Source organism: Microbacterium sp. HJ5 (assembly GCF_054824025.1).
Map to the genome: position 1 here is coordinate 1 of NZ_JSYE01000032.1, position 26,131 is coordinate 26,131.

Annotated in this window: 27 protein-coding genes and 3 tRNA genes; 9 read left to right on the forward strand and 21 right to left on the reverse strand. The window is 70.4% G+C overall.

What is annotated here, in order from left to right; all coding sequences use genetic code 11:
- The coding region (locus OB08_RS13995; RefSeq protein ID WP_461475741.1) for a Clp protease N-terminal domain-containing protein at positions 1–1,212 on the reverse strand (1,212 nt) is incomplete at its 3' end.
- Positions 1,213–1,395: 183 nt separating this feature from the next.
- Between OB08_RS13995 and OB08_RS14000 the strand changes: the two genes are divergently transcribed.
- From OB08_RS14000 to OB08_RS14010, 3 genes are read left to right on the forward strand one after another with little or no spacing between them, the layout of a single operon-like run.
- Positions 1,396–2,136 carry a hypothetical protein gene (locus OB08_RS14000; protein WP_461475743.1) on the forward strand — a complete coding sequence of 247 codons (741 nt, stop codon included), beginning with the start codon at positions 1,396–1,398 and terminating at the stop codon, positions 2,134–2,136.
- Positions 2,136–2,297 carry a hypothetical protein gene (locus OB08_RS14005; protein ID WP_461475744.1) on the forward strand — a complete coding sequence of 54 codons (162 nt, stop codon included), beginning with the start codon at positions 2,136–2,138 and terminating at the stop codon, positions 2,295–2,297. Before OB08_RS14000 ends, OB08_RS14005 begins: the two co-directional genes overlap by 1 nt.
- Positions 2,294–2,530 (forward strand): helix-turn-helix domain-containing protein, encoded by a 237-nt coding sequence (locus OB08_RS14010; RefSeq protein ID WP_461475746.1) that lies wholly within the window; start codon positions 2,294–2,296, stop codon positions 2,528–2,530. The genes OB08_RS14005 and OB08_RS14010 overlap by 4 nt, the downstream gene beginning before the upstream one ends.
- 188 nt (positions 2,531–2,718) lie before the next feature.
- On the opposite strand, the gene OB08_RS14015 is transcribed toward OB08_RS14010, so the two are convergent.
- The 4 genes from OB08_RS14015 to OB08_RS14030 form a co-directional block, all read right to left on the reverse strand.
- Complete coding sequence (locus OB08_RS14015) at positions 2,719–3,663, reverse strand: endonuclease domain-containing protein (protein ID WP_461475748.1); 945 nt, start codon at positions 3,661–3,663, stop codon at positions 2,719–2,721.
- Positions 3,664–3,861: 198 nt separating this feature from the next.
- A complete protein-coding gene (locus OB08_RS14020; RefSeq protein WP_461475750.1) occupies positions 3,862–4,602 on the reverse strand; it encodes a hypothetical protein in 741 nt (246 codons plus the stop codon).
- Between the two features lie 129 nt (positions 4,603–4,731).
- Positions 4,732–6,198 (reverse strand): cardiolipin synthase, encoded by a 1,467-nt coding sequence (cls, locus tag OB08_RS14025; protein ID WP_461475752.1) that lies wholly within the window; start codon positions 6,196–6,198, stop codon positions 4,732–4,734.
- A gap of 54 nt (positions 6,199–6,252) precedes the next feature.
- Complete coding sequence (locus tag OB08_RS14030) at positions 6,253–6,459, reverse strand: hypothetical protein (RefSeq protein WP_461475754.1); 207 nt, start codon at positions 6,457–6,459, stop codon at positions 6,253–6,255.
- Between the two features lie 118 nt (positions 6,460–6,577).
- Here OB08_RS14030 and OB08_RS14035 point away from each other — a divergent pair, with 118 nt between their 5' ends.
- A complete protein-coding gene (locus OB08_RS14035) occupies positions 6,578–7,789 on the forward strand; it encodes a DUF4192 family protein (protein ID WP_461475756.1) in 1,212 nt (403 codons plus the stop codon).
- A 19-nt stretch (positions 7,790–7,808) separates the two neighbouring features.
- Here the strand turns inward: OB08_RS14035 and lysS are convergent, their stop codons facing one another.
- From lysS to tilS, 13 genes are all read right to left on the reverse strand, one after another.
- The gene (gene lysS / locus OB08_RS14040; RefSeq protein ID WP_461475758.1) at positions 7,809–9,335 is read right to left on the reverse strand and encodes a lysine--tRNA ligase; all 1,527 of its coding nucleotides are present in this window, start codon (positions 9,333–9,335) and stop codon (positions 7,809–7,811) included.
- Positions 9,336–9,458: 123 nt separating this feature from the next.
- Positions 9,459–10,307 carry a pantoate--beta-alanine ligase gene (gene panC, locus OB08_RS14045; RefSeq protein ID WP_461475760.1) on the reverse strand — a complete coding sequence of 283 codons (849 nt, stop codon included), beginning with the start codon at positions 10,305–10,307 and terminating at the stop codon, positions 9,459–9,461.
- Positions 10,304–11,017, reverse strand: coding sequence for a DUF2520 domain-containing protein (locus tag OB08_RS14050; RefSeq protein WP_461475762.1), 714 nt, complete (start codon positions 11,015–11,017; stop codon positions 10,304–10,306). The genes panC and OB08_RS14050 overlap by 4 nt, the downstream gene beginning before the upstream one ends.
- Positions 11,014–12,786, reverse strand: a complete 1,773-nt coding sequence (locus tag OB08_RS14055; RefSeq protein WP_461475764.1) for a PH domain-containing protein — start codon at positions 12,784–12,786, stop codon at positions 11,014–11,016. Before OB08_RS14055 ends, OB08_RS14050 begins: the two co-directional genes overlap by 4 nt.
- On the reverse strand, positions 12,783–13,412 hold the full coding sequence (locus OB08_RS14060; RefSeq protein ID WP_461475766.1) for a PH domain-containing protein: 630 nt from the start codon (positions 13,410–13,412) through the stop codon (positions 12,783–12,785). Before OB08_RS14060 ends, OB08_RS14055 begins: the two co-directional genes overlap by 4 nt.
- Positions 13,381–13,851, reverse strand: a complete 471-nt coding sequence (locus tag OB08_RS14065; RefSeq protein ID WP_461475768.1) for a DUF3180 family protein — start codon at positions 13,849–13,851, stop codon at positions 13,381–13,383. Before OB08_RS14065 ends, OB08_RS14060 begins: the two co-directional genes overlap by 32 nt.
- Positions 13,848–14,381 carry a 2-amino-4-hydroxy-6-hydroxymethyldihydropteridine diphosphokinase gene (gene folK, locus OB08_RS14070; RefSeq protein ID WP_461475770.1) on the reverse strand — a complete coding sequence of 178 codons (534 nt, stop codon included), beginning with the start codon at positions 14,379–14,381 and terminating at the stop codon, positions 13,848–13,850. Before folK ends, OB08_RS14065 begins: the two co-directional genes overlap by 4 nt.
- Positions 14,378–14,752, reverse strand: a complete 375-nt coding sequence (folB, locus tag OB08_RS14075; RefSeq protein WP_461475772.1) for a dihydroneopterin aldolase — start codon at positions 14,750–14,752, stop codon at positions 14,378–14,380. Before folB ends, folK begins: the two co-directional genes overlap by 4 nt.
- Entirely contained in the window at positions 14,725–15,573 is an 849-nt protein-coding gene (gene folP, locus OB08_RS14080) for a dihydropteroate synthase (RefSeq protein ID WP_461475774.1), read from the reverse strand. Before folP ends, folB begins: the two co-directional genes overlap by 28 nt.
- Positions 15,570–16,157 carry a GTP cyclohydrolase I gene (gene folE / locus OB08_RS14085; protein WP_461475776.1) on the reverse strand — a complete coding sequence of 196 codons (588 nt, stop codon included), beginning with the start codon at positions 16,155–16,157 and terminating at the stop codon, positions 15,570–15,572. Before folE ends, folP begins: the two co-directional genes overlap by 4 nt.
- A 9-nt stretch (positions 16,158–16,166) precedes the next feature.
- Positions 16,167–18,173: an ATP-dependent zinc metalloprotease FtsH gene (gene ftsH, locus OB08_RS14090; RefSeq protein WP_461475778.1), complete on the reverse strand. Its 2,007-nt coding sequence runs from the start codon at positions 18,171–18,173 to the stop codon at positions 16,167–16,169.
- A 131-nt stretch (positions 18,174–18,304) separates the two neighbouring features.
- Entirely contained in the window at positions 18,305–18,856 is a 552-nt protein-coding gene (hpt, locus tag OB08_RS14095) for a hypoxanthine phosphoribosyltransferase (protein WP_461475780.1), read from the reverse strand.
- Between the two features lie 9 nt (positions 18,857–18,865).
- Positions 18,866–19,870, reverse strand: coding sequence for a tRNA lysidine(34) synthetase TilS (gene tilS, locus OB08_RS14100; protein ID WP_461475781.1), 1,005 nt, complete (start codon positions 19,868–19,870; stop codon positions 18,866–18,868).
- A gap of 100 nt (positions 19,871–19,970) precedes the next feature.
- Here tilS and ppa point away from each other — a divergent pair, with 100 nt between their 5' ends.
- On the forward strand, positions 19,971–20,504 hold the full coding sequence (ppa, locus tag OB08_RS14105; protein ID WP_461475783.1) for an inorganic diphosphatase: 534 nt from the start codon (positions 19,971–19,973) through the stop codon (positions 20,502–20,504).
- Positions 20,505–20,577: 73 nt separating this feature from the next.
- On the opposite strand, the gene OB08_RS14110 is transcribed toward ppa, so the two are convergent.
- A complete protein-coding gene (locus OB08_RS14110) occupies positions 20,578–21,936 on the reverse strand; it encodes a peptidoglycan DD-metalloendopeptidase family protein (RefSeq protein WP_461475785.1) in 1,359 nt (452 codons plus the stop codon).
- Positions 21,937–22,156: 220 nt separating this feature from the next.
- Between OB08_RS14110 and OB08_RS14115 the strand changes: the two genes are divergently transcribed.
- The 3 genes from OB08_RS14115 (at position 22,157) to OB08_RS14125 (ending at position 22,480) form a co-directional block, all read left to right on the forward strand.
- Positions 22,157–22,229 (forward strand) — tRNA-Glu (locus tag OB08_RS14115).
- A gap of 28 nt (positions 22,230–22,257) precedes the next feature.
- Positions 22,258–22,331, forward strand: a tRNA-Asp gene (locus OB08_RS14120).
- A 76-nt stretch (positions 22,332–22,407) separates the two neighbouring features.
- Positions 22,408–22,480 (forward strand) — tRNA-Phe (locus tag OB08_RS14125).
- Between the two features lie 370 nt (positions 22,481–22,850).
- On the opposite strand, the gene OB08_RS14130 is transcribed toward OB08_RS14125, so the two are convergent.
- Positions 22,851–23,366 (reverse strand): glycine cleavage system transcriptional repressor, encoded by a 516-nt coding sequence (locus OB08_RS14130; RefSeq protein WP_461475787.1) that lies wholly within the window; start codon positions 23,364–23,366, stop codon positions 22,851–22,853.
- A 191-nt stretch (positions 23,367–23,557) separates the two neighbouring features.
- Between OB08_RS14130 and OB08_RS14135 the strand changes: the two genes are divergently transcribed.
- A complete protein-coding gene (locus OB08_RS14135) occupies positions 23,558–25,363 on the forward strand; it encodes an LVIVD repeat-containing protein (protein ID WP_461475789.1) in 1,806 nt (601 codons plus the stop codon).
- A 92-nt stretch (positions 25,364–25,455) separates the two neighbouring features.
- Here the strand turns inward: OB08_RS14135 and OB08_RS14140 are convergent.
- A partial coding sequence (locus tag OB08_RS14140) for a DUF305 domain-containing protein (RefSeq protein WP_461475791.1) occupies positions 25,456–26,131 on the reverse strand: 676 nt, incomplete at its 5' end.

Sequence of the window (26,131 nt, forward strand, 5' to 3'; positions counted from 1 at the left end):
GTCGATCAGGTCGATCGCCTTGTCGGGCAGGAAGCGGTCCGAGATGTAGCGGTCGGCGAGGTTTGCCGCGGCGACGATGGCGCCGTCGGTGATCTGCACCTTGTGGTGCGCCTCGTAGCGGTCGCGCAGCCCCTTCAGGATGTTGATCGCGTGCGGCAGGCTCGGCTCGGCGACCTGGATCGGCTGGAAGCGGCGCTCGAGCGCGGCATCCTTCTCGAAGTGCTTGCGGTACTCGTCGAGCGTGGTCGCGCCGATCGTCTGCAGCTCACCGCGGGCGAGCAGCGGCTTGAGGATCGAAGCGGCGTCGATCGCGCCCTCGGCCGCGCCGGCGCCCACGAGGGTGTGGATCTCGTCGATGAAGACGATGATGTCGCCGCGGGTGCGGATCTCCTTCGTGACCTTCTTCAGGCGCTCCTCGAAGTCACCGCGGTAGCGGGAGCCCGCGATGAGCGAGCCGAGGTCGAGGGAGTAGACCTGCTTGTCCTTCAGGGTCTCGGGCACGTCGTTCTTGACGATGGCCTGCGCGAGACCCTCGACGACGGCGGTCTTGCCGACGCCGGGCTCGCCGATGAGGACGGGGTTGTTCTTGGAGCGACGCGAGAGGATCTGCATGACCCGCTCGATCTCCTTCTCGCGCCCGATGACGGGGTCGAGCTTGTTGTCGCGCGCGGCCTGCGTGAGGTTGCGGCCGAACTGATCGAGCACCGCCGAGCCGCCCTGGGCGGCCTGCTGACCCTCGTGCGCGGCGCCCGAGACAGCCGCGGGCTCCTTGCCCTGGTAGCCCGAGAGCAGCTGGATGACCTGCTGGCGCACCTTGTTCAGGTCGGCGCCGAGCTTGACGAGCACCTGCGCGGCGACGCCCTCGCCCTCGCGGATGAGGCCGAGGAGGATGTGCTCGGTGCCGATGTAGTTGTGGCCGAGCTGCAGCGCTTCGCGCAGCGACAGCTCGAGCACCTTCTTGGCGCGCGGCGTGAAGGGGATGTGCCCGGTCGGCTGCTGCTGGCCCTGGCCGATGATGTCCTGGACCTGCTCGCGGACTGCGTCGAGCGAGATGCCGAGGGACTCGAGCGCCTTCGCGGCGACCCCCTCGCCCTCGTGGATCAGCCCGAGCAGGATGTGCTCGGTGCCGATGTAGTTGTGGTTGAGCATCTTCGCCTCTTCTTGGGCGAGGACGACCACCCGACGGGCACGGTCGGTGAATCTCTCGAACATCGTTCACACTCCTTCGAGGCAGGGAGGGTCTGTCGGGCCCTCTGCGCCTTACATCGAGGGTAACGAGAGGGCGGATGCCGCAAGCCCGTGTTCGCCATGGGCATAGCGCAACGCGTGCTTGACCCCGGGGCCGAGGAGGGCATATCGTTTTTCGTTAACAACGACTATCGATATGGAGTCGCGATGAGCGTCGGATGGCCTGATCTGCCCGGAGCCCTGCTGATGCTGGGCGCGGGTCTTCTGATCGTGGGCGGGATCGTCGGGCTCGCGGTGTGGGATGCGCGACGGCGGAACAGCCCTGCCGTGGTCGTCGACGTCGCCGGGGCCGTCGCCCGCGTATGGGTGGCGTTCACCGGAGTGCTCCTCGTCGCGACGACGTGGCGTTGGCTCAGCGGCGGGGACACCTGGATCCCGGATATCCCGGTCGTCGCCGACCTGCTCCGAGACCAGACCTGCGGCGATGTGACGGAATCGGTGCCTGCGACGTCGATGACGCTCGTGTGCGGATACGTCCAGAGCGCGGACGTGACGGTCGCCGGCCTGGACGCCGGCATCAGGGTCCTGCTCGCGACGGCCGACGTCCTCGCCCTCTTCGCCGCCGCCGCGCCGGGTGTCGTGCTCGCGATCGCCTGCAGCCGCTCGCTGAAGGGCGCGCCGTTCGCCCGGGTCGTGAGCCGCTGGATGCTCATCGGCGCAGCCGTCGTCCTCGTCGCCGGGCTCGGCGCCGAGATCCTCGGGAGCATGGGTCGGTCGATCCTCGCGAACGAGCTGTTCCCGCCGAACAGCGGTGACGTCAGCAGCACGGGCGTCTACCGGGTGTCGGTCTCGTTCTGGCCGATCGCGGCCGCGCTGGCCCTCGGCGCGCTGGGCGCCATCTTCCGCCACGGCGAGCGCCTGCAGCACGACACGGAGGCCCTCGTCTGATGTCGGTCGGGACTTCCACCGAGCCCTCGTTCGCCGTGTGGGCGATCCCTCCCGTCGCCTGGATACTGTCGACCGTGTTCACGGCGGGCGCGCTCAAAGCCGTCTCGGCTCTGCTCGCACACACCGGTCGGCTCGAGCGCGACAGCGAAGGACTCGTGTGAGTCCCGCCGCGGACGACGACGGTCCCTCCGGCGTGCACTGCCGGCTCGACCGGCTGCTCGAGGAGCGCGGCATGACGCTCACGCGCCTGTCTGAGCTCGTCGGCGTCTCGGTGGTGAACCTGTCGATCCTCAAGAACGACCGGGCGCGCGCGATCCGCTACTCGACCCTGTCGGCGATCTGCCAGGCGCTGGACTGCGAGATCGGCGACCTGCTCGTCCGCGCCGACACGTAGCCGCGGCATCCGCTCTCTGCTTATTGCTCAACCGCGCCGAATGGCCGTCACCCGCCGGCCTGGCCCGCAGGTTGGCGCGGTTGGGCACCGCACGCGCTCGCTCAACCGCGCCAATCGGCGACCCCAGCAGATGTCCGCGCGCAGTTCGGCGCGGTTGAGCGCCAACTCCCTGCGCGAGAGGGACTCCGTCAGCGCGCGGCGAGGGCGATCGCGCGGCGGACCCGATCGATCAGCGGCGCGGGGTCGCGAAACACGTCGGCCTTCGTCACGCGGATCACCCGCCATCCCGCCTCGACGAGGCGCTCCGCTCGGGCGATGTCGAGGTGCCATTGCGCGGAATCGGTGAGGTGATGCTCGCCCTCGTACTCGAGCGCGATCCGAAGGTCGGGATAGGCGAGGTCGACGCGCGCGATCCACCGACCATCCGCGTACACGTCGAAGTTGGCTGAGGGAACCGCGAGGCGGGCATCGATCAGCAGCAGCCTCAACCAGGTCTCCGGTCGTGAGCACGAACGTTCGCACACCAGCGGCAAGGCGGTTCGCAGTCGGGCGATCCCCGTGCGCCTGCCCGCTGAAAGCGCGGCGCGCAACTGGTCGATGGTGGCAAGCGCGGGTCTGTCATTCTCATGCATCGGCACTCGCACGGCCGCGTCGGCCACGGCTACGAGGTCCCGCAGCTGCAGGTCGCCGCCGAGCATCGCCCAGGTTGAGGCCGGGGTCGTCACCCGTACGCCGAGCTCGGGATGCCTCACGACGTGCGCAAACCCGGGCTTCACCGAGTGCCCCTTCGTCCGCGAGCCGGACGCGTTCCGTCGCGGAGCGAAGACACCGACGTCGAGCGGCCGACCCGCGAATACGGTGATCGGAAGCGGCAGACCCCAGATGACGGCGGCCGCGACATGGGTGAAGAACTCGTGCTCGGTCATCCGCAGCGCATAGTGATCCACGAGTTCGAGGACCCGATCCTCCGGCGTCGATGGCTTCGCTTCGGGGGATACCGCACGCACCGCGCGCACGCCATGGAACGGCTGGACGAGATCGCTGCTCCTCAATCGGGACGGCTTCACCCCGGCCGCGAGAGCCGCCGCCGTCGTGAAACGGTTGCCCAACTCGGGCGGCAGAGGGGAGCGCACCCCGTCAGCGTCGCGCCGGCCGCGGCATCCGGCCCCTTCTTCCACAGCCACGCAGAGCGTGTGCCATCGAAACGCGCCTGTGGAGGAGTCACGTCCCCTCGCGCACGCGCTCGCGCGTCAACCGCGCCAAACGGTGACGCGAGCCGCCGCAGACCCACAATTCGGCGCGGTCGACCACGAAGCCGCACGCACCGCCCCTCAGTTGGGGTAGATCGGCACCCGCACGTTGTCGAACTCCGCGCCCTCGAGGATCGCGAACATCTCGGCGTCGTCTTCAGGACCCTCGAGCACCGCGGTCACCACGCCTCGCGGCGCCATGTCCATCGTGCAGACCTGGTCGGCGGGTGGCGTGGCGAAGGTCACCGTGATCTCGGTCACGCTGGTCGCCTCGGTGTTCTCGACCACGGGCGCGCAGCTCGACGAGCCCCACGAGAGCACGACGAACTGGCCGTCGACGTCGGTCCAGCCCGCAGACGGCAGGTAGTCGGTCTCTCCGCCTCCGGTCAGCCCGGGGACGCCGTCGAGGTCGGTGTCGCCCTGCCAGCCGTCGCCGGCGACCTCGATCTCGACGCCCTGCTCGGGGTCGACGCCCCCGGGCACGGCCACGAGCGTCACGCGCGGCGCGAGGTCGGCGGTGCAGGGCGTGTCACCCTCGACGTCGACGAGCGTGACCTTCATCACACCGCCTTCGAACGTCGCCTCTTCGGCGGTGGGCACGCAGGTCGAGCTGCCCTGCGTGACGATGCCGATCATGCGGCCGCCGTCGAGCCAGGCGGCGCCGACCTCCTGCTCGTTGGCGTCGTCGTTCGCGTCGTCGTCGGTCGATGTCGCGGGCGTGGTCGGGGTGCCGCTCGGGCCGGTGGCGCAGGCGGTGAGCACACCCGTGAGGAGCGCGGCGAGGCCGAGCCCGGCGAGGACGGAGCGAGTGCGAGAAGTCATGCGAGATCCTTCCGTGAGCAGAGCGGATGCCTCGGACCGCGGCATCCGTCAGCCTTATGGTGTCTCAGAACGGGACCGTATCTCAGGGTCCTCGATAACGCCCCGGTCACAATCACCCGGCGCGGGTGATCACTGCAGTGCCGATGTGAGGCGCGCGAGGTTGTCGAGCACGGTCGAGCGGAGCGGCTGCTTCTCCCATTCTTCGAGCGTGAGTTCGCGACTGAGGGCGCGGTAGCCGTCTTCGATGCCGCGCATCTCGCGGACGAACTCCTCGCCCCGCACGAGCATCGAGATCTCCAGGTTGAGACCGAACGAGCGCATGTCCATGTTGCTCGAGCCGACGATGGCGACCTCGTCGTCGATGGTCATGGACTTCGAGTGCAGGATGAAGGGCCGCTGGTACATCCAGATCTTCACGCCCGCCCGCAGCAGCGCCTCGTAGTAGCTGCGCTGCGCGTGATACACGAGCGCCTGGTCTCCCTCCTCCGACACGAAGAGCTCGACGTGGATGCCGCGCTGGCACGCCGTGGTGATGGCGAGCAGCAGCGCCTCGTCGGGCACGAAATAGGGGCTGACCACGATGATCTTGCGCTGCGCGGCGTACAGCAGGCCGGCGAACAGCTTGAGGTTGTTCTGGAACTCGAACCCGGGGCCCGACGGCACGATCTGGCAGTCGAGGTCGCCCGGTCCGGAGGTGACGTCGAACAGGTCGATCTCGTCGGTGAGGATCTCGTCGGTCTCGCTGTACCAGTCCGACAGGAAGACGGCGTTGACGGATGCCACGACCGGGCCCTCGATGCGCACCATGAGGTCGACCCAGTGCAGGCCCCGCTTGATGTTCTTCTTCAGGTTGTACGTCGAGTCGGTGACGTTCTGCGAGCCGGTGAATGCGACGCGCCCGTCGACGACGAGGAGCTTGCGGTGATTGCGCAGGTCGGGCCGCTGGTACTTGCCCTTGAGCGGCTGCACCGGGAGCATCAGGTGCCACTGCGCGCCCATCGCATCGAGGCGCTTGAGCGTGGACTTGTAGTTCGGCTTGCCCCGATTGGCCCAATGGTCGAGGAGGACCCGCACCGTGACGCCGCGCGCGCTGACCTCTTCGAGCGCCTGGAAGAAGCCGTCGGTGGCGGCATCCGCCTGCAGGATGTAGAACTCGACGTGCACGTACTTCTCGGCCGCCCGGATCGCGTCTGCCATCGCATCGAGGCTCGCCTGGTACTCGCCGATGATGCGCGCGGCATTGTCGCCGGCGAGGGGCATGGCGCCGAGATTGCGGTTCAGGGTGACCAGCGAGGTGAACCACGACGGCGCATGCGGGCGCAGTGTGCCGAAATCGAGCGACGCGCTGGTGTCGTGGATGTAGTCGTTGATGCGCTCCTGCTTGCGCCGCCTCTTGCGCGGCAGTCGCGGGTTGCCGATGAGCAGGAACAGGAAGACGCCCACGATGGGGATGAAGTAGATCGCGAGCAGCCACGCCATCGCCGCGGTAGGGCGCCGGTTGCGCGGCACGATGATGATCGCGGCCACACGGATGATGAGATCGGTGATGAACACCAGCACGAGCCACCACGTCGCGTCGAACGTGATGGTGATCACCGATGCTCCTCGCGTTCCCGGTCTGCGTGAGCCCCACCTTAGTGGGGACCTCCGTCAGCGCTCGGAGGTGGCGGAGGTCTCGACGGATGCCGCGGCCGGCGGCAGCCCGCGCCTCGCGCGCTCCTTGGCCTCGATGCGCGCGTATTCGCGGCGCTCGTTGCGGTCGGCGCGGATCACGCTGCGCAGCACGTAGAAGAAGATGAGGCTGACGACGATAGTGGGAAGCAGCGTCCACACGACTGCGGTCCAGTAGTCGTCCATGCCTTCCATGGTACGCGGGTTCGCGGCCCCTCCTCCCCCGAACCGGTCGAAGCGGGGCACGCAGCCCCGGCCTGTGGAAACCGGCCCGGCCGGCGACTATCGCCCCGACGCTCGAGCCATGACAACGACCGTCAAAGCCGCGGGCGCCGCGGAGTTCCTGTCCCTCGTCCCGCGCATGCTCGGCTACGTGCCCTCGCGCAGCCTCGTGATGATCCCGTTCGCCGGATCGCGCAGCGTCGGCGCCCTGCGCTTCGACCTCCCCGACGGTGCGCCGGATGCCGTCGACCGCATGGCCGCGACCGTCATCGGCATGATCTGCCGGCTCCCCGAAGCCGACGCCGTCGCGGCGGTCGCGTTCACCGACTCGGCCTTCGCAGACGAGGAGCGGATGCCGCACGCCGACCTCTTCCGCGCGCTCGCGCGCCGCGCGGATGCGTGCGGTCTCGGCACGACGGACGCCCTGTGCGTGGCATCCGACGGCTGGGGATCGTTCCTCGACCCGTCGTGTCCGCCCGAGGGCCGTCCCCTCGACGAGCTCGGCGTCGCGTGCGGAGCGGACGACCTGCCCGCGGTCGCCGATGGCGATCAGGCGACGGGCGCGGAGCTGCCGTCGGTCGACCTGGCTCGGGCCGAGCGGGTGGGCCGCGCGATCATCGCGCTGGAGCGCGCCGTCGAGGTGCTCTGCGGCCCGGCGTCGGCCGAGCCGTCGATCGGCGATGAGCAGACGGACGAGCCGGACGAGCGGGAGGCGACGGACGAGCGTGTTGCGAGGGCCGAGGCATCCGCCGACGACTCGGATCGCATCGACCCGGCGGCCCTCGCCGCGGTCTGCCTCCTCGACGATCTTCCGGCGCTGTTCGAGGATGCGCTCGGGTGGGATCCCGACGAACTCGCGCCCTACGACGCCGCGACCCTGGTGTGGTGTCTGTCGCGGCCGTCGCTGCGCGACATCGCCCTCGTGCAGTGGAGCGGCACGCTCGCCGAGGGCGACGAGGCTTTCGACGCGCAGCTGAGGTGGGAGTCGGGCGAGGAGTATCCGGCGCACCTCGCGATGCGGCTGTGGGGCGAGGGCGACCGCCCCGACCCGGAGCGGCTCGAGCGTGCGCTCTGCCTCGCCCGGCATGTGGCGGCATCCGCGCCGCGCCCGTTGCGGCCCGGCGCCCTCGCGATGTGCGCGTGGCTGTCGTGGGCGCTGGGCCGCTCGACCCACGCCGAGCTCTACGCCGAAGAAGCGTGCGCGATCGAGCCCGAGCACGGGCTCAGTGAGATCCTGCGGTCGTTCGTGCTGGCGGGCCACCTGCCCGACTGGGCCTTCCGTCGCACGCCGTGACTTCCGTCCGGTGAACGCCCTACTTGACGAGCGGGAAGAGGATCGTCTCGCGGATGCCGAGACCGGTGATCGCCATGAGCAGGCGATCGATCCCCATGCCCATGCCACCGGTGGGGGGCATGCCGTGCTCGAGCGCACGGAGGAACTCCTCGTCGATGCGCATCGCCTCGAGGTCACCGCGTGCGGCGAGCTTCGCCTGCTCGACGAACCGCTCGCGCTGGATGACCGGGTCGACGAGCTCGGAGTATCCGGTCGCCAGCTCGAAGCCGCGCGTGTACAGATCCCACTTCTCCACGACGCCGGCGATCGAACGGTGCTCCCGTACGAGCGGGCTGGTGTCGATCGGGAAGTCCATGACGAACGTCGGCCGGGTGAGACCGGGCTTGACGAAGTGCTCCCAGAGCTCTTCGACCAGCTTGCCGTGCGTCGCGTGCGGAGGAAGGTCGACCCCGACCTCGTTCGCGAAGGCGACGAGCTCGTCGAGCGTGGTCTCGGGAGTGATCTCGCGGCCGGATGCCTCGGACAGCGACCCGTACATCGGGAGGCGCTCCCACTCGCCGCCGAGGTCGTACTCCGTGCCGTCGGCCCACGTGACCGTGGTCGAACCCGTGATCGCGACCGCGGCGTTCTGGATGATCTCCTGCGTCAGATCGGCGATGCCGTTGTAATCGCTGTACGCCTGATACGCCTCGATCATGACGAACTCGGGGCTGTGGGTGGAGTCGGCGCCCTCGTTGCGGAAGTTCCGGTTGATCTCGAAGACCCGGTCGATGCCGCCCACGACCGCGCGCTTGAGGAACAGCTCGGGGGCGATGCGCAGGTAGAGGTCGGTGTCGAAGGCGTTGGAGTTGGTGATGAACGGGCGCGCCGACGCTCCGCCGTGCTGCACCTGCAGCATCGGGGTCTCGACCTCGAGGAAGCCGTGGCTCGTGAACGTCTGCCGCACGCTCGCGTTCGCCTTGGCGCGCGCGACGACGGTGTCGCGCGCACGGTCCCGCACGATGAGGTCGAGGAAGCGGCTGCGGACGCGGCTCTCCTCGCTCAGCTCGGTGTGCAGGTTCGGCAGCGGGAGGACCGCCTTGGCGGCGATCCGCCAGTCCGACACCATGATCGACAGCTCACCACGTCGGCTCGAGATGACCTCGCCCTCGACGAAGACGTGGTCGCCGAGGTCGACGAGCTCCTTCCAGCGCTGGAGCGACTCCTCACCGACAGCGGCCAGCGAGACCATGGCCTGGATCCGGCTGCCGTCGCCCGCCTGCAGGGTCGCGAAGCAGAGCTTCCCGGTGTTCCGGCTGAACACGATGCGTCCGGCGACGGCGGCGGTCTCGCCGGTCTCGGCGCCGGCCTCGAGCTCGCCGAAGCGTGCGCGCAGGGCGGGGATCGTGTCGGTGATGGGCAGGCTCACCGGGTAGGCGCCGCCCGCGGCATCCGCTCGCTCCGCCATGAGTCGCTCGCGCTTCGCCAGGCGCACGGCCTTCTGCTCGAAGATGTCCTCTTCGGTGGGCTCGGCGTCGGCGGGCGTGTTCGCAGGCGTTTCTGGCATCGGGTGGGCTCCTCGCAAAGTCGCCGCCCAGTCTATCGGCGCGCGCTCGGCGCTCCCTGTGCCGGTCGCCGTCGCATGCGCGCCGACGCGGATCACGCCCGCGCTGTGGCCTGGACCCCCGCGTCAGCTGATGTAGATCGGGGCGTTGTCGATGAAACGGTGGCCCGCGACGCTCGCGGCGATGAGCGCGAGCGCCTGCCCTTGGTGACCCTCGTCGACGGGGAGGAACGAGGTCGGATCGACGACGCTCAAGTACTCGAGCCTGATCCGCGGCTCACCCATCAGCGCCGACTGCGCCGCGGCGATGCACGCGTCGACTCCGCGGTCGGCATTCGAGGCCGCCGCGTCGAGAGCGACGGGGAGCAGGCCGGCCGCGGCCAGATCGCGATCCTCCAGCATCCCGACCCTGGTCGAGACGGGCAGTCCGTCGTCGCCCCGGACGGTCTCGACCGTCGCGACCTCGACGTCGAAGAAGAGATCGCGCACCATGCGCCGCACGAGGAAGACCCGCTGCGGGTCGCGCTCTCCGTAGACGACGACGTCGGGCTTCACCAGATTCAGCAGCTTCGCCTCGACGGTCAGCAGCCCGTCGAAGTAGAACGGCCGGGCGCGGCCCTCGTACCGCAGGCCGAGATCGCCGGCGCTCACCTTCGTGGTGGCACTGCCGTCGGGCAGCAGCTCCGTCGTCTCGGGCGCGAAGACCACGTCGACACCCAGCGACTCGAGCAGCCGCTCGTCGTCGTCGAGGGTCCGCGGGTAGGCGGCGAACTCGGTCTGGTTCACGAACCGCAGCGGGTTGACGAAGACCGAGACCACGACGATCTCGGCGACCTCGCGGGCTCGGTGGACGAGGTCGATGTGGCCGTCGTGGAGCGCGCCGATGGTGGAGATGAGCGCGACCCTGGCCCCCTCGGGGGCTGCGGCCCTGGCCTCGGCCAGTCGGGAGCGCAACCCGTCGATGGTGCTGATCATCCGTTGATCGTAGCGGTGGGATCGGCCGGACCTCCGGACCCGGCGTCGGCGAGCGCGTGGTCGATCGTCGTATGAACGAGCCCCGACAGGAAAGCCCCCGGGTTCGGCACCCCGGCTTCGCGCAGCAGCGCGGCCGACTGGCGCACGATCGACCGCGAGAACTCGGTCGCCGCGCCGACGGCCTCGGCGTACGCCGGCCGGTCTTCCTCGGCGACGACGACGGGCTCGCAGCCGAGCTCGACGGCGAGCGCCTGCGCGATCGGAAGCACGGGTCCGGGCGCCGTGACCGCGGCGTACCCGGTCGAGAGCGCCCGCAGATCCATGGAGGTCCCTGTGAACACGATGGCGGGGTGCACCGCGAGCGGGATCGATCCCTGGGCGACCGCGGGCGCCAGAACCCCTGTGCCGAAGGCGGGGTCGGTGTGGAGCACCAACTGTCCGGGCTGCCAGGCGCCGACCGCGGCGAGGCCGGCGACGAGCGCCTCCAACTCGTCGTGCGGCACGGCGAGCACCACCAGCTCGCTCCGCCGGATCACCTCGGGAGCGTCGAGCGTCGGCACATCGGGCAGGATCGCCTCGACCCGCTCGGCATCCGAGCCCGCGGTGATGCCCACGAGCGCGTGCCCCGCCCCGGCGAGCGCCGCCGCGATCACCGGACCCACACGCCCGGCGCCGATCACTCCGACACCGAGACGGCCGTCGCGCGTCACGCGCGCTCCCCGGGCACGGGCTCGGAGACCCCCGGTCCGGCCGGTGCCGGCGCGGCCTCCGCCGTCGGCACGGAGGGATCCACCGCCGGCGCGGCCTCCGCCGTCGGCCCGGTGGGCACCGCCGCCGGCGTGGCGGGCACAGCCGTCGGACCGCCCTCCGCCTCGACCTGCACGTCCTCCGCCCAGCGGTGCGACCGGTCGTCGCCGGCCGCCGCCACCGCTCCGTGGGCCACGGCGTCGAACAGCGCGAGCCCCGCGTCGCGGTCGATCGCGGCGAGATGGGCGTAGACCGGGCCGGTCACCACGTGGCCGCGCAGCGACGCGACGCGCGACATCCGATCGAGCGGTCCCTGGTGCAGGCCGAGGCTCTGCAGACGTGCGAGCGGCAGGATGGCGAGCTTGCGCCACACCACCCCGCGGCGCAGCAGCAGCACGTCGTCGGTCAGCCGGAAGCCGTTGCGGCGGAACGACAGCGGTCGGATCCACCACGCGCGCGCCGGGGTGTTCGTGAAGGTGTCGCGGTCGATCGGTCCGAGCACGCCCTGCCGCACGATGAGCGGCCACTCCGCATCGGGGACCCCGGGCTGCAGGAGCCGCAGCACGCGCTCGACGTCGGCGGCGGTGCCCACCGGCAGGACGGTCGTGAACTGGTCCGTGTTCGTGTCGGCCGCGCTGCGGCCGGTGAGCCGGTTGATCCGGATCGTCCACCATCCCGCGGGGCGCCACAGGATCGGCTGCGTGACCTCGATCGCGTGCACGCGACCGGGCGGCACGATCTCCGTCACGGTGGTCAGCAGGCCGAACGTGATGCGCACGCCATCGGGCGTCGGCGCGATCGAATAGCGCAGCGAGCGGACGATCGAGCGCACCCAGTACGCACCGAAGCCGATGATGGCGGGCACGAAGCCGAAGAGCAGCCAGGTGACGCCCTGCGAGACGCCGATGCCGATGGCGATCGCCGCGACGATCAGGCCGATGGTCGACATGCTGACGATGTGGGATGCCACGAGCCGGCCGAGCGGGATGTCGACGACCGAGTCCGGCACAGCCACCGGCAGCTCCGGCCCCTCGATCAATCCGGTGATCTCTCGGCCGACCGTCTGGCTGAGCGCGGCGACCCGCCCGCCGTGGCGAGCCGGCGTCGACGGGGACGAGGCATCCGCCAGCCTTCTGCCCGACGCGAGCCGCAGGATGTCGGCACGGACCGCTTCGGCATTCGATGTCGACAGGTATTCCAGCTTCACGTTCGAGTCGGTGCCCGCGCCGACCACCTCGAGCTTGGCCATGCCGAGCAGCCGCGCGATCATCGGCCGCGTCAGGTTGACCCCCTGCACGCGATCGAGCGGCGCGCGGCGCTGTGTGCGGAACAGGACGCCGCTGCGCACCTCGACGTCGTCGTCGGTGATCCGGAACGTGTGGAAGCGCCACGACGTGTAGAAGACCGCGACGAGCACGATGAGCGCGCCGAGCACGACCAGCACCGCGAGGAGGTACAGGTTGTTGGCGATTACGAAGTCGATCGGGTCGCCTGCTCCGTCCCAGTCGGAGACCTCGTCCTCGAGGTCGTCGCCGATCCCCGGCGCCAGCCAGGGCAGGAACAGGACGAGGAGCCGATCGCGCAGATTCGCCACGACGATGCCGATCACGACGATGAGGAACAGCCCGCCGCGCAGCAGCGGGGTGAGCGGGTGCAGCCGGTGCCAGTCGCCGTCGCTCAGCGGCGAGCGCACCAGGTCCTGCGGCGGCGCGTCGGGGGCGGAGTCGGTCATAGCCCGGTGCGCCGACTCTCGGCGACCTCGACGAGATGGTCGCGGAGCGTCTCGGCCGTCTGCTGCTCGAGCCCGGGGATCACCACACCGGTCGTCGCGGCCGCGGTGACGAACTTCAGCTGCGCGATGCCGAACCCGCGGTCGAGTGGACCGTGCGTGATGTCGACGAGCTGCATGCGGCCGTAAGGGACGGCCACGAAGCGCTGCCACAGGATGCCGCGGCGGAACACCAGGTCGTCCTCACGCAGCTGATAGCCGATCGAGCGCGCCTGACGCGGCAGGATCGCCAGGCTCCACACCATGATCGCGGTCAGGATGCCGCCCGGGATCCACGCCCACGCCTGCTCGAGGAGCAGCGCGAGGACGAGGGTCGCGGCGATCACGATCAGCAGGAACGATCCGGTCGAGATGAACTGCACCCGCACGTAGTTCGGCGAGATCTGGTGCCAGACGCCGGTCTCCAGCGCGAGACGGTTCTCCGAGCGCGGCTCCGCGAGCCGGTCGTACGCGCCCGCGTCCGGTTCGATGGCGACCGGCGCCGACCCCGGGGCGCCGGGGATGCCGGAAGTGCCGGAAGTGCCGGGCGAAGCCCCTTCAGGCGTCGTCCCCGCCGGGCTGTTCGTCATCGTCGTCCTTCCGGAGGGTGCAGAGGTGCTCTGCGACGAGGGCCGCCGCCACCAGGAGCGCGCCGCAGACAGCGGTCGCGATCACGGTCGCCATCGAGCCTAGCGACGGTACGACGGGTCGGGTCACGAGGAACAGGAGCAGCCCGAGCGCGAGCCCGGTCATCCCGGCGCCGACGATGCTCGACGCCTTCGCGAGCATCGCGACCCGCACCGCGCGGAACGGGTTCACCGGCCCGCGGCCGGACCCGCGTGTGGCCTGGCGGATCGGCACCGCCAGCACGACCACGACGGCCCCGAGCAGCACGAGCAGGATCGGCAGCGTCACCACGGGGGTGAAGGTCGCCCTGCCCGACGACGTCAGCAGCTGATCGAGCAGGAACCCCGCGGCCACGCCGAGAGCGGCAGCCACGAGCAGGATGCCGGCCCCGGTGCGCTTCATCGCTCTCCTCGCAGCCGCCCGAGCAGCTCCTCGACGCGCCCGCTCCCCGGCAGGACGGCCTCGGGGTCGACCGACAGCCACGGCGCGAGGACGAAATCGCGCTCGGCGGCACGCGGGTGCGGGAGCCGCAGGCGCGCGTCGTCGCTGCGCAGGTCGCCGTACGCGATCAGGTCGAGGTCGAGGGTGCGGTCCCCCCACCGCTCGCGCCGCTCGCGTCCGTGGCGCTCCTCGATCGCGTGGAGGTACGCGAGCAGCACCGACGGGGCGAGGCGCGTGGTGACGAGTGCCACCGCGTTGAGGTACGCCGGGGCCGAGGCATCCGGCCCCTCCGGCTTCACCGCGACGGACTCGACCGGCTCCGAGGCGCGGACCTCGTCGACGAGCGGCAGACGACGCAGCTCGTCGAGTGCGGCCGCCATCGTCGCCGCACGGTCCCCGAGATTCGCGCCCAGCGCGACCACCGCCTCGGTCGGAGCATGCGCAGCCTGCGGCGCGTCGCCGCGGAAGCCCTGCGCCAGCCGCCGGTTCATCGCGGCTCCCGCGCGCGCTCGATCGTCACCGAGACGTCGGCGAACGACAGCGGGATCGGCGCGTGGGGCTTGTGCACCGTCACCCGGACGCGGTCGACGCGTTCGGCCGTCAGCAGGTGGTCGGCGATGCGCGCGGCCAGCGTCTCGAGGAGGTCCACCGGGTCGCCGCCGACGATCGCGGCGACCTGCTCGGCCGTCTCGCCATAGTGCACGGTGTCGGCGACGTCGTCGCTCTCGGCCGCGGCGCGGGTGTCGAGGAAGAGCGTGACGTCGACGACGAAGTCCTGCCCGACGCGCCGCTCCTCGTCGTACACGCCGTGGCGGCCGAACACCCGCAGGCCGGTCAGCGTGATCTCGTCGGCGAAGCCCATCGGCTCTCTCCTTCCCACGCCCGCGCGACCAGCAGCGCGGCGCGCGTGGCGGCGACGTCGTGCACGCGGACGGCCCACGCGCCCGCTTGCGCGGCGAGCACGCTCGTGACGGCGGTCGCCAGGTCACGACGCGCCTCGTCGACGGGCTCGGCCTCGCCCCCGGCCGGCGTCTCGGCGAGCGTCTCGGCGAGGAACCGCTTGCGACTCGTGCCGATCAGCACGCGCGGGCCGAGCGCGACGAGCCGCGGGATGCCTCGCAGTGCGGCCCAGTTCTGCTCGCCCTTCTTGCCGAAGCCGATGCCCGGGTCGAGCACGACGCGCGACGGCGCGATCCCGGCCGCAGCGGCGGCCTCGACGCGCGCGCCGAGCTCGGTGACGACCTCGGAGACCACGTCGTCGTAGTCGGCGCCCGCGTACATGTCGGCCGAGGGACCGCGCCAGTGCCCGAGCGCGACATCGGCGCCGGTCGGCGCGATCGCGGCCAGCATTCCCGGATCGGCGAGGCCGCCGGACACGTCGTTGACCAGCCGCGCACCGGCACGGGCCGCGGCGACGGCGGTCGCGGCGTTCATCGTGTCGATGCTGACGTACGCGCCCGCCTCGGCGAGCGCACGCACGACGGGGAGCACACGCTCCTGCTCGACGGCCGGATCAACGCGGTCCGAACCCGGCCGCGTGGACTCACCGCCCACGTCGAGGATCTCCGCGCCCTGCGCGCGCAGCGCCAGGCCGTGCTCGATGGCCGCCTGCGGGTCGAGGTACCGTCCGCCGTCGCTGAACGAGTCAGGGGTCACGTTGACGATCCCCATGATCAGCGTCACTCGCGGCTCCCGAGCAGCGCGATCAGCTCGGCACGCGCCGCCGGATCGGCGAGCTCCCCGCGCGCGGCGATCGTCACGGTCGAGGCATCCGTCTGCCGCCCGCCCCGCGTTGTCACGCACTCGTGCGACGCGTCGAGGACGATCAGCACCCCGCGGGTGTCGAGGGATGCCGCGATCACGTCGGCGATCTGCTCGCCGAGGCGCTCCTGCACCTGGGGCCTCGACGAGAGGATGTCGACGACCTTCGGCAGGGCGCCGAGCCCGACGACCTTCTCACCGGGGAGGTATGCGATGTGAGCGTGCCCGCGGAACGGCAGCAGGTGATGCTCGCAGATCGAGCGGAAGCGGATGTCGCGGACCATGACCGCGCCCGAGGGCAGGGTCTCGGGCGCAGGGCCGCGCGTGACCGAGATGGTGTGCGCGAGCGGGGCGGCAGGATCCTCCCCCACGCCCGCGAAGAACTCCGAGTAGGCGTCGGCAACCCGCTCGGGCGTGAGCTTCAGCCCGGGACGGTCGGGGTCCTCCCCGATCGCCTCGAGCAGCTCTCGCACGAGCGCGGCGACGCGCTCACGATCGACGGCCACGGGCCGAGCCTACGCGGTCGCGGGACGCGCCTGACCGCTGGGGCGACGCTTCGCGGCCTTCTCGGCGGCAGGCTGCTCGGCCTCGGTCTGCGCGGCCGCGCCGACCGGCTCGGGGCGCGCGGGCACGCCGACCGGCGGGAGGGCCGAGACGGGACGCTGCTCGCTCGAGAGCCACTGCGGACGTGGCGGCAGGCGCTTGACGTCCTTGAAGATCTCCTCGAGCTCGACGTGGTCGAGCGTCTCCTTCTCGAGCAGCTCGAGCGCGAGCTTGTCGAGGATGTCGCGGTTGGCGTTGATGACCTCGTATGCCTCGTTGTGCGCCTGCTCGATGAGCGCGCGCACCTGCACGTCGACCCGCTCGGCGACGCGCTCCGAGAAGTCGCGCCCGTGGCCCATGTCGCGGCCCATGAACACCTCGCCGGAGGACGAGCCGAGCTTGACCGGTCCGACATCCATCGTCATGCCGTACTCGGTGACCATCTTGCGGGCGATGCTCGTCGCCTTCTCGATGTCGTTGCTCGCGCCGGTCGTGGGGTCGTGGAAGACGATCTCCTCCGCGACGCGGCCGCCCATCGCATAGGCGAGCTGATCCTGCAGCTCGTTGCGGGTGACCGAGTACTTGTCGTCGAGCGGCAGCACCATCGTGTACCCGAGCGCCTTGCCGCGGGGGAGGATCGTGATCTTCGTCACGGGGTCGGTGTGGTTCATCGCCGCCGCCGCGAGGGCATGGCCGCCCTCGTGGTAGGCAGTGATGAGCTTCTCCTTGTCCTTCATCACGCGGGTGCGGCGCTGCGGACCGGCGATGACGCGGTCGATGGCCTCGTCGAGCGCACGGTTGTCGATCAGCTGCGCGTTGGAGCGCGCCGTCAGCAGCGCGGCCTCGTTGAGCACGTTCGCGAGATCGGCACCGGTGAAGCCCGGCGTCTTGCGGGCGACGACCTCGAGGTCGACACCGTCGGCCAGCGGCTTGCCGCGGCCGTGCACCTCGAGGATGCGCTGGCGGCCCTTGAGGTCGGGCGCGTCGACGCCGATCTGACGGTCGAAGCGGCCCGGACGCAGGAGGGCCGGGTCGAGGATGTCGGGACGGTTCGTGGCCGCGATGACGATGACGTTCGCCTTGGGGTCGAACCCGTCCATCTCGACGAGCATCTGGTTGAGCGTCTGCTCGCGCTCGTCGTGGCCGCCGCCCATGCCGGCGCCGCGGTGACGTCCGACGGCGTCGATCTCGTCGATGAAGATGATCGCCGGAGCGGTCTCCTTGGCCTGGTTGAACAGGTCGCGCACGCGGCTCGCGCCGACGCCGACGAACATCTCGACGAAGTCCGAGCCCGAGATCGAGTAGAAGGGCACGCCCGCCTCACCGGCGACCGCGCGCGCGAGCAGGGTCTTGCCCGTTCCGGGAGGGCCGTACAGGAGCACGCCCTTCGGGATGCGGGCGCCGACGGCCTGGAACTTGGCCGGGTCCTTGAGGAAGTCCTTGATCTCCTCGAGCTCCTCGATCGCCTCGTCGGAGCCGGCGACGTCGCCGAACGTGACCTGGGGCATCTCCTTGGTCACGAGCTTCGCCCGCGACTTGCCGAACTGCATGACCTTGCTTCCGCCGCCCTGCGCGCTGGAGAGCAGGAACCAGAACAGCAGACCCAGGAGCAGGATCGGCAGGAGGAGCGAGAGGAAGCCGTCGAACCACGACGCCCGCGGCACGGCATCGTTGAAGCCGTCCTTCGGGTCGGCCGCGTTGATCGCGTCGACAACCTCGTCGGCGCGGGCGGAGACGTAGTAGAACTGCACGTCGGACGCGCCCTCGTAGTCGGACGACAGCTTCATGTCGACCCGCTGGTCGCCGTCGGTGTTGACGACCTCGACGACCGTCTCGCCACCGAGCAGCTCGAGCCCCTCCTGCGTCGAGATCTGCTTCGCGCCGTTCAGGCTCGAGATGAGCGAGAACCCCACGATGAGGAAGACCCCGATCAGCAGGACGTAGAAGAGCGGGTTGCGGGTGATCTTCTTGAAGTCCATGGTGCGGGCGCGCGCCCGATCCCTTTCGTCGACGAACCCGCCGGGCGCACGATGACAGGCGCGGCGGCGGTGGATTCAGGGTATCTCCTGCCCCCTATGCCCCGACTGTGCATTCGCCGGGGGCGTAATCGTCAGGAGTAGACGTGGGGGGCGAGGATCGCCACGTCGCGCAGGTTGCGGTACTTCTCGGCGTAGTCCAGGCCGTAGCCGATGACGAACTCGTTCGGGATGTCGAAGCCGACGTACTTGCAGCGCACCTCGACCTTCGCGGCATCCGGCTTGCGGAGCAGTGCGAAGACCTCGATCGACGCCGCGCCGCGCGACTCGAAGTTCTCGAGGAGCCAGCTCAGCGTCAGACCCGAGTCGATGATGTCCTCGACGATCAGCACGTGCTTGTCGTGGAGGTCGGTGTCGAGGTCTTTGCGGATCTGCACCACGCCGCTCGACTTCGTGCCGGCGCCGTACGACGACACGGCCATCCAGTCCATCGGCACCGAGGTCGGGAGGAAGCGCGAGAAGTCGGCCATCACCATGACCGCGCCCTTGAGGACCCCGACCAGAAGGAGATCCTTGCCGGCGTAGTCGGCGGCGACCTGCGCCGCGATCTCCTCCAGCTTGGCTCGGATCTGCTCCTCGGTGACGAGGACCTCGGTCAGTTCGCTCTGGATGTCGGCCGCGCGCATGGTGAGAGTCTAGGCGTCGCCGCCGGCCGTGAATTCGATCCGTCCGCCGATGCGGCGGGCGCGACAACCGGGCAGATCGATCGGCCCCTGCCCCGCCCAGTCGGTCACCAGCCGCGCCACCCCGAGGGTCTGCGACCTCGTCAGGCTCTCGTGGAACTCGCTCGCGACGACGTGCCGGATGATCCGATGGCGCAGGGCGGCGGGGTTCGCGGCGAGGGCGGCGACCGAGACCGAGATCCCGGCCTCGGCGTGCTCGACGATGTCCTCGATCGTCTCGTCGATCATCTCGTCGAACGCGGCGGCATCCTCGCGCAGCTGGGCGGCGGTGCGGGCGAGCGCCTCCGCGACGCCCGGGCCGAGCTCGGCCTCGAGCGTCGGCAGCACCGTCTCGCGCACGCGCACGCGGGCGAAGCGGGGGTCGACGTTGTGCGGGTCGTCCCAGGACTCGAGCCCCTGAGCGGTGCACGCGGCACGCGTGGTGGCGCGCCGCACGTCGAGGAGCGGCCGCAGCAGCGGCACGCCGTCGAGATCGGATGCCGCGGCCATGCCCTGCAGGCTGGTGCCGCCCGAGCCGCGCGCGAGGCCGAGCAGCACGGTCTCGGCCTGATCGTCGAGCGTGTGGCCGACGAGCACCGCCGCGGCGCCGATTCCGGTCGCGGCGTGACGCAGCGCGAGGTACCGCGCGTCGCGGGCCGCCGCCTCGGGACCGCCCGCCCCGTCGACCACGACGGGCACGACGTGGGCATCGAGCCCGAGCGACCGCGCGGTCGCCGCGGCAGAGGCCGCGGCATCCTCCGACCTCTCCTGCAAGCCGTGGTCGACCGTCACCGTCACCGCGCGCAGCCCCAGCTTCGGCGCCTCGAAGGCCGTCGCGGCGGCGAGCGCGAGCGAGTCGGCGCCGCCCGACAGCCCGATGACCACCGCCGAGCCCGCGGGCAGCGCAACGAGCGCTCCGCGTACGGCCCGCCGCACCTCGGCGACGGCGGGGTCCAGTCCGGGCCGGTGCTCGCTCACGGCCCCACCGTACTCGCGCGACGGCGCCGCTCGGACGCCCGGACGCCCCGCGACTAGGCTGGTCGGCGGCATCCCACCGTCTTTCCGAAGGAGTTCCACCATGGGCGCGTACGACGCCGTCATCGAGATCCCGCGCAACAGCCGCGTGAAGTACGAGGTCGACCACGGCACCGGCCGCGTGTTCCTCGACCGCATCCTCTACACGCCGATGGGGTACCCGACCAACTACGGCTTCTTCGAGAACACCCTCGGCGAGGACGGCGACCCGCTCGACGTGCTCGTGATCCTCGACGTCGACCTCGCGCCCGGCATCCTCGCGAGCGTCCGTCCCGTCGGCGTCCTCAAGATGAGCGACGAGGCCGGCGGCGACGACAAGGTCGTCGCGGTCCTCGCGAAGGACCCGCGCTGGGCGCACATCCAGGACGTGGGCGACATTCCCGAGTTCCTGCAGAAGGAGATCGCGCACTTCTTCGAGCACTACAAGGACCTCGAGCCCAACAAGTGGGTCAAGGTCGACGAGTGGGCGGACGCCGCCGAGGCCGAGCGCCTCGTGGGCGAGGCGTTCGACCGCTTCAAGGAGCACGAGGGCGAGACCCGCACGCAAGGCGAGGGCATCGCACCGAGCACGCTCTGACCGGAGTTCTCACACGAGGAGCGGATGCTGCGGCATCCGCTCCTCGTCGTTCACGGCCCTGTGCGGGTTAGCGTCAGACGGAGATGCCGCGTGCCGCCATGAAGTTGATCGGGTTCACCGGGTTGCCCCACTCGTAGGTCTCGAAGTGGAGGTGGCAGCCGAACGAGTTGCCGGTGTTGCCCTCGCTCGCGATGAGCTGGCCCGCGCGGACCCGCTGGCCGTTGCCGACGAAGATGCCGCCGGGGCGGATGTGCCCGTAGCCGGTGCCGATGCCGTTGCCGTGGTCGATCTTGATGTAGTTGCCGTAGCCGCCGTTGTACCCGGCGTAGACGACGGTGCCTCCGGCGGCGGCATAGATGCCCGCGCCGCAGCCGGCGGCGAGGTCGACGCCGTAGTGGAAGCCGCTCGAGCAGTACCCGCTGCCGCACTGCACCGTGCGGGGGCCGTACCCCGAGCTGCGCCAGCCCGACGAGGGGCGCGCCCAGCCCGAGCCGACGACGGCTCCGCCGCCGCCGCTTCCGCCGCCGCCACCGCCACCGGCGTTCAGCCGATCGGCCTCCGCCTTGGCGGCCGCGGCCGCGGCCGCCGCGGCCTTCGCCTCGGCCTCGCGACGCCGGCGCTCGCCCTCTTGGTACTGGGCGACCGTGCGGGCCGTGGTGTCTTTGAGCGCCGCGAGCTGAGCGTCGAGCTGGCCCTTGCGCGCGTTCTGCTCGTCGAGGGCGGCCTGCGCCTCGTCGGCGGCCCGCTGCGAAGCGACCATCTTCTGCTCGGCCACCTGCTGGAGGCGGTCGCGCTCGACGCGCTGGACCTCGGCCTGATCGCTGAGGCTCTGAGCGGAGTCGCGGGCGGTGATCGCATCGGCGTAGACGGCCTGGTTGCGCTCGATGAGCTTGTCCATGGTGCCGAGTCGCGCGAGGAGGTCGTCGGCCGACGCCGCCGACCCGGAGAAGAACAGTTCGAGCGAGGTGTCGTCGCCGCCGTTGCGGTAGAGCTGCGCGGCGACGCGGCCCGCCTTGTTCGCGGCGTCGATGGCGACCTGCGCCTGCTCATCGGCCTGCAGCTGCAGCTGCTCGGCGCGGTAAGCGGCGTCGAAGTACTCCTGCTGCGCGACGTAGAACTCGTCGGCGGCCTGCTCGGCGGCGGCCTTCTTCGCTGCGACGTCGTCGGCGAGCGCCTTGATCAGGTTCTGGATCTTGGTGATCTCGGCCGACTTCGCCGCCTCGTTGGCCTTGGCACGCTGCACGTCGTCCCACGAGGGGTACCCGGCGGCGAAAGCGGGGGCGACGAGCGGTCCGCCGATGGCGCCGATCGTGGCGAGCGCGACAGCTCCGAAGCCGAGCGCGCCGCGGCGGCTCATGAGCGGCCACAGCTGGCGACGCTCGCTCGGAGACGGTGCGCAGCCGCACTCGTCGTGGGCGCTGTCGGTGTCCACCGGTCCTCCCCTCGCGACGTCGACGCGTTTCACACTAGCAACATCAGTCACATCCGCAACCGGTTTGCGGCAAGGCGACTCACCGCCTCGGGACAGCGGTCACCAAGCAAGTGTCATGCGCGCGGACCGTGCACACAAGCCCGCCACGCCCTCGATTGGCGCATTCGCGATCCATTGCGTATGCTTGACCCTCGGTAAGCGTGAGCCCCCGGGTTCACCCGGCCCCATCGTTTAGCGGCCTAGGACGCCGCCCTTTCACGGCGGTAGCACGGGTTCGAATCCCGTTGGGGTCACACTCCGAGAACACAACTTAACAAGCATGGCCCTGTAGCGCAGTTGGTTAGCGTGCCGCCCTGTCACGGCGGAGGTCGCGGGTTCAAGTCCCGTCAGGGTCGCTCCGAGCGACGGGCCCTTTTTCGAGAGGGCCTTTCGTCTAGGACGCGGCAGGTCTTGCAAGAGAAACCACCGTGCGGCTCTGTAGCTCAGTTGGTAGAGCGTTCGACTGAAAATCGAAAGGTCACCGGATCGATGCCGGTCGGAGCCACAAGGGTGATCGTTACAGTCACCCCAGGAACCCTCGCGTAGCTTCTACATCGCGGGGGTTTCGTCATACCCGCGCAGCCCTCCCGGCCCACCCTCGCACGGCTCTCGTTCGAACCTCAGGATCTGCTGAAGTTCCGAGAATGCAACTGTCCCCCATATGGGGGACACGGTACATTTGCCTTACTGCGAATCCCGGGCGATCTGGGGAGATGGCTTCTGGGGAAGCCGGCCCGAGATTCGCAGTAAAAGGGGGAACGTGGTCTGGGGCCACGGGATTTTTCCGCATTGGGGATTGCGGACGGCCCCTCGGAGGACACGGCGACCGAGTCCACCGAGGGGCCGACACCATTTCCGGCCGGGTTCGGCCGCCGTCAGCCGCCGAGAACCACGTCGACCTGGATCTCGCTCGCGAGTCGCTCGAGCTCCGCGGTGACGGCCGAAAGATCGACGGATGCCGGCACCCGGGCCGACACCGTCGCCTCGAACAGCCGGCCGCCGTACATCGCCGCATCCCGCGTCTCCGTGGTCATCCGGTCGATCGACAGGTCGTGCGCCCGCAGCGCCGAGGAGATCTCGCGCACGATGCCGGGGCGGTCGTTGCCGAGCACCCGGATCGTCAGCGAGCGCGGGGTCGCGGCATCCGTCCCGCTTGCGGAACCCGCATGCACGCTCACGGTGAGCATGCCCTCGAGAGCCGACAGCGCAGTGCGCAGCTCGTCGACCCGGTCGGCGTCGACCGAGATCTGCACGATGCCGGCGAACGCCCCGGCGAGCTCGGCGAGTTCGCTGTTCTCCCAGTTGCCGCCGTAGGCGTCGACGGCGTCGGCGACGGCGGCCACCAGTCCCGCCCGGTCGTCGCCGACGAGAGTGAGCACCAGGGTAGTCATGGGGTCAGCGTAGCGACGGGTGATCGCGCGTGTCTGCCCATGCCGGCCGCCCCCTAGCGACGCGCTCGGCCAGCCGATAGCCTCCGAGCATCGGCCTCCCCCAGGGCCGCAGGCGGCACGAAGTCGTGCGCGCACGCCTGTCGGAGGTCATCCGTTCCGCCCGCGAAGTGACATTGAGAGGGGCACTTCCGATGACCATCACCCACCTACAAGGACGCTGGCGCCTGCGCGCCGTCGCCGCCGCCGGAGCACTGCTGCTCGGCACGACACTGCTGTCCGCCACCGCAGCCTCGGCCGAGGACGACCCGCGCGTCGGACTCGCACCGGGCTATCAGGACGCCGGCACCGCTGCGAGCAACCTCGAACTGCTGTCGCACACCCCACGTGTCGCGCCGTTCGACGCGGCACCGGGCAACTTCGGGTTCGTCAACTCCGACCTCGCCTTCACCGGCGACTACGCGATCGTCGGCAACTTCAACGGCTTCCAGGTCTACGACGTGTCCGACGCGAACGCGCCGACGCTGCACAAGTCCTTCGTGTGCCCCGGCGGCCAGGGAGACGTGTCGGTGTACGGCGACCTGCTGTTCATGTCGGTCGAGGAGACCCGCGGGCGGATCGACTGCGGCAGCGGCGGCGCCGCCGGCCAGGTCAACGCCGAGCGCTTCCGCGGCGTGCGCATCTTCGACATCAGCGACATCGACAACCCGGTGCAGCTGCCCGGTGTTCAGACGTGCCGCGGGTCCCACACGCACACGCTCGTGACCGACCCCGACGACCCGGCCAACGTCTACGTCTACAACTCCGGCACGTCGGGCGTGCGCCCGGCCGCCGAGCTCGCCGGCTGCGAGAACGCGTCGACGAACACGCAGACCCCTGTCACGACGGGCAACCCGACGCAGTGGCGCATCGACGTCATCAAGGTTCCGCTCGCGGCACCGGAGACGGCGGCCATCGTGGCGCAGCCGCGCATCTTCACGGATGCCGCGACCGGCGCGTACAACGGACTGCAGAACACCCTCACGGGCACGCTGCACCCGTCGGGAACCGCGTACAGCCCGGTGCCGAACACGAACACGTGCCATGACATCACGGCCTACCCCGAGATCGGCCTGGCCGCCGGCGCGTGCCAGGGCAACGGCATCCTGCTCGACATCAGCGACCCGGCCATGCCGGTGCGCATCGACGCCGTCTCCGACCCGAACTTCTCGTACTGGCACTCGGCGACGTTCAACAACGACGGCACCAAGCTGATCTTCACCGACGAGTGGGGCGGCGGCACGTCCGCCCGCTGCCGCTCGACGGACCGTCCGGAGTGGGGGGCCGACGCGCTGTTCGACATCGTCGACGGCAAGCTCGAGTTCCGCAGCTACTACAAGCTGCCCGCGGTGCAGACGACCCAGGAGAACTGCGTCGCCCACAACGGCTCCATCGTGCCGGTGCCCGGTCGCGACATCATGGTGCAGGCCTGGTACCAGGGCGGCGTGTCGATCATCGACTTCACCGACACGGCGAACCCCGTCGAGATCGCCTACCTCGACCGCGGACCGGTCGACGAGCCGAACCCGAGCGGGCTGAACCTCGCCGGGTACTGGTCGACGTACTGGTACAACGGCAGCATCCTCGGCAGCGAGATCGCGCGCGGCTTCGACACCCTGGGGCTCACCGCGAGCGACTGGATGTCGGAGAACGAGATCGCCGCCGCCGGAGAGATCCAGCTCGACGAGTTCAACGCCCAGCTGCAGACGATGCTCGTGCACGACCCGAGCTTCGCCGTCGTCCGGTCGTACATCGACCAGGCCGAGCGCGCAGGCGACCTCTCGGGCAAGGCGCTCAAGGAGGTACGCAAGCACGTCGACCAGGCCGAGGCGCTCGCCGACACCGGCGCCGCGGGGCGCGCGGTCGTCGCGCAGCTCGACAACGCCGCACGCAAGTCCGGTGCGGCGTCCGACTCCGCCCTCGCGGCCGCCCTGGTCGCCCTAGGCGGCACGTTCGGGTGACGGCCCGCCGGGGTCGGGATCGACCCCGGCGCTGACGACGACGGTGCCCCGGCGATCCTCGGATCGCCGGGGCACCGGTCGTCTGCGGCGCGTCAGCCCTGGCGCTCGGCGAGCATCTGCTGCATGCGGGCGATCTCGATCCCCTGGTCGGCCTCGACATGGCGGGCGAACGCGTCGATCTCGGACTCCTGCCCACCGCCGGCGGCATAGAGCTCCTCGACCATCTGGATCGCACCCTCGTGGTGGCGGATCATGAACCGCAGGAACAGCACGTCGAACGCGTCGCCGTCGGCCGCCTCGAGCTGTGCGAGCTCGGCGTCGGTGAGCAGGCCGGGCATGTCGTCCGCTGCGTGCTCGTGCGAGGCATCCGGATCCCGCACCGGCTCGCCGCGGCTCTGCAGCCACTTCTCGAGCTGAGTGATCTCGTCGGTCTGGCTGACGTCCATGCGCTCCGCGAGGAGGCGGATGTCGTCGTCCGAGCTCCGCTCGTCGACGTAACCGGTCATCTGGATCGCCTGCGAGTGGTGGTGCAGCATGTCGCGGACGAAGAGGACGTCGTCTTCGACGTACGACGGCGAGGTGAGCTCGGCGGCCTCTTCGGGAGACAGCGTCTCGTTGGCCTCGCCCGGCGCACCGAGCTGCACGACGGGCGTCGTGGGCAGCGGGGCGGCCTCGTCGGGCTCGGCCGTGCAGGCCGCGAGGCCGACCGTCAGGAGGACGGCGGCGCCGATGGCGGCGAACCGGGTCGGCGTCGGCATTGATCGGTCC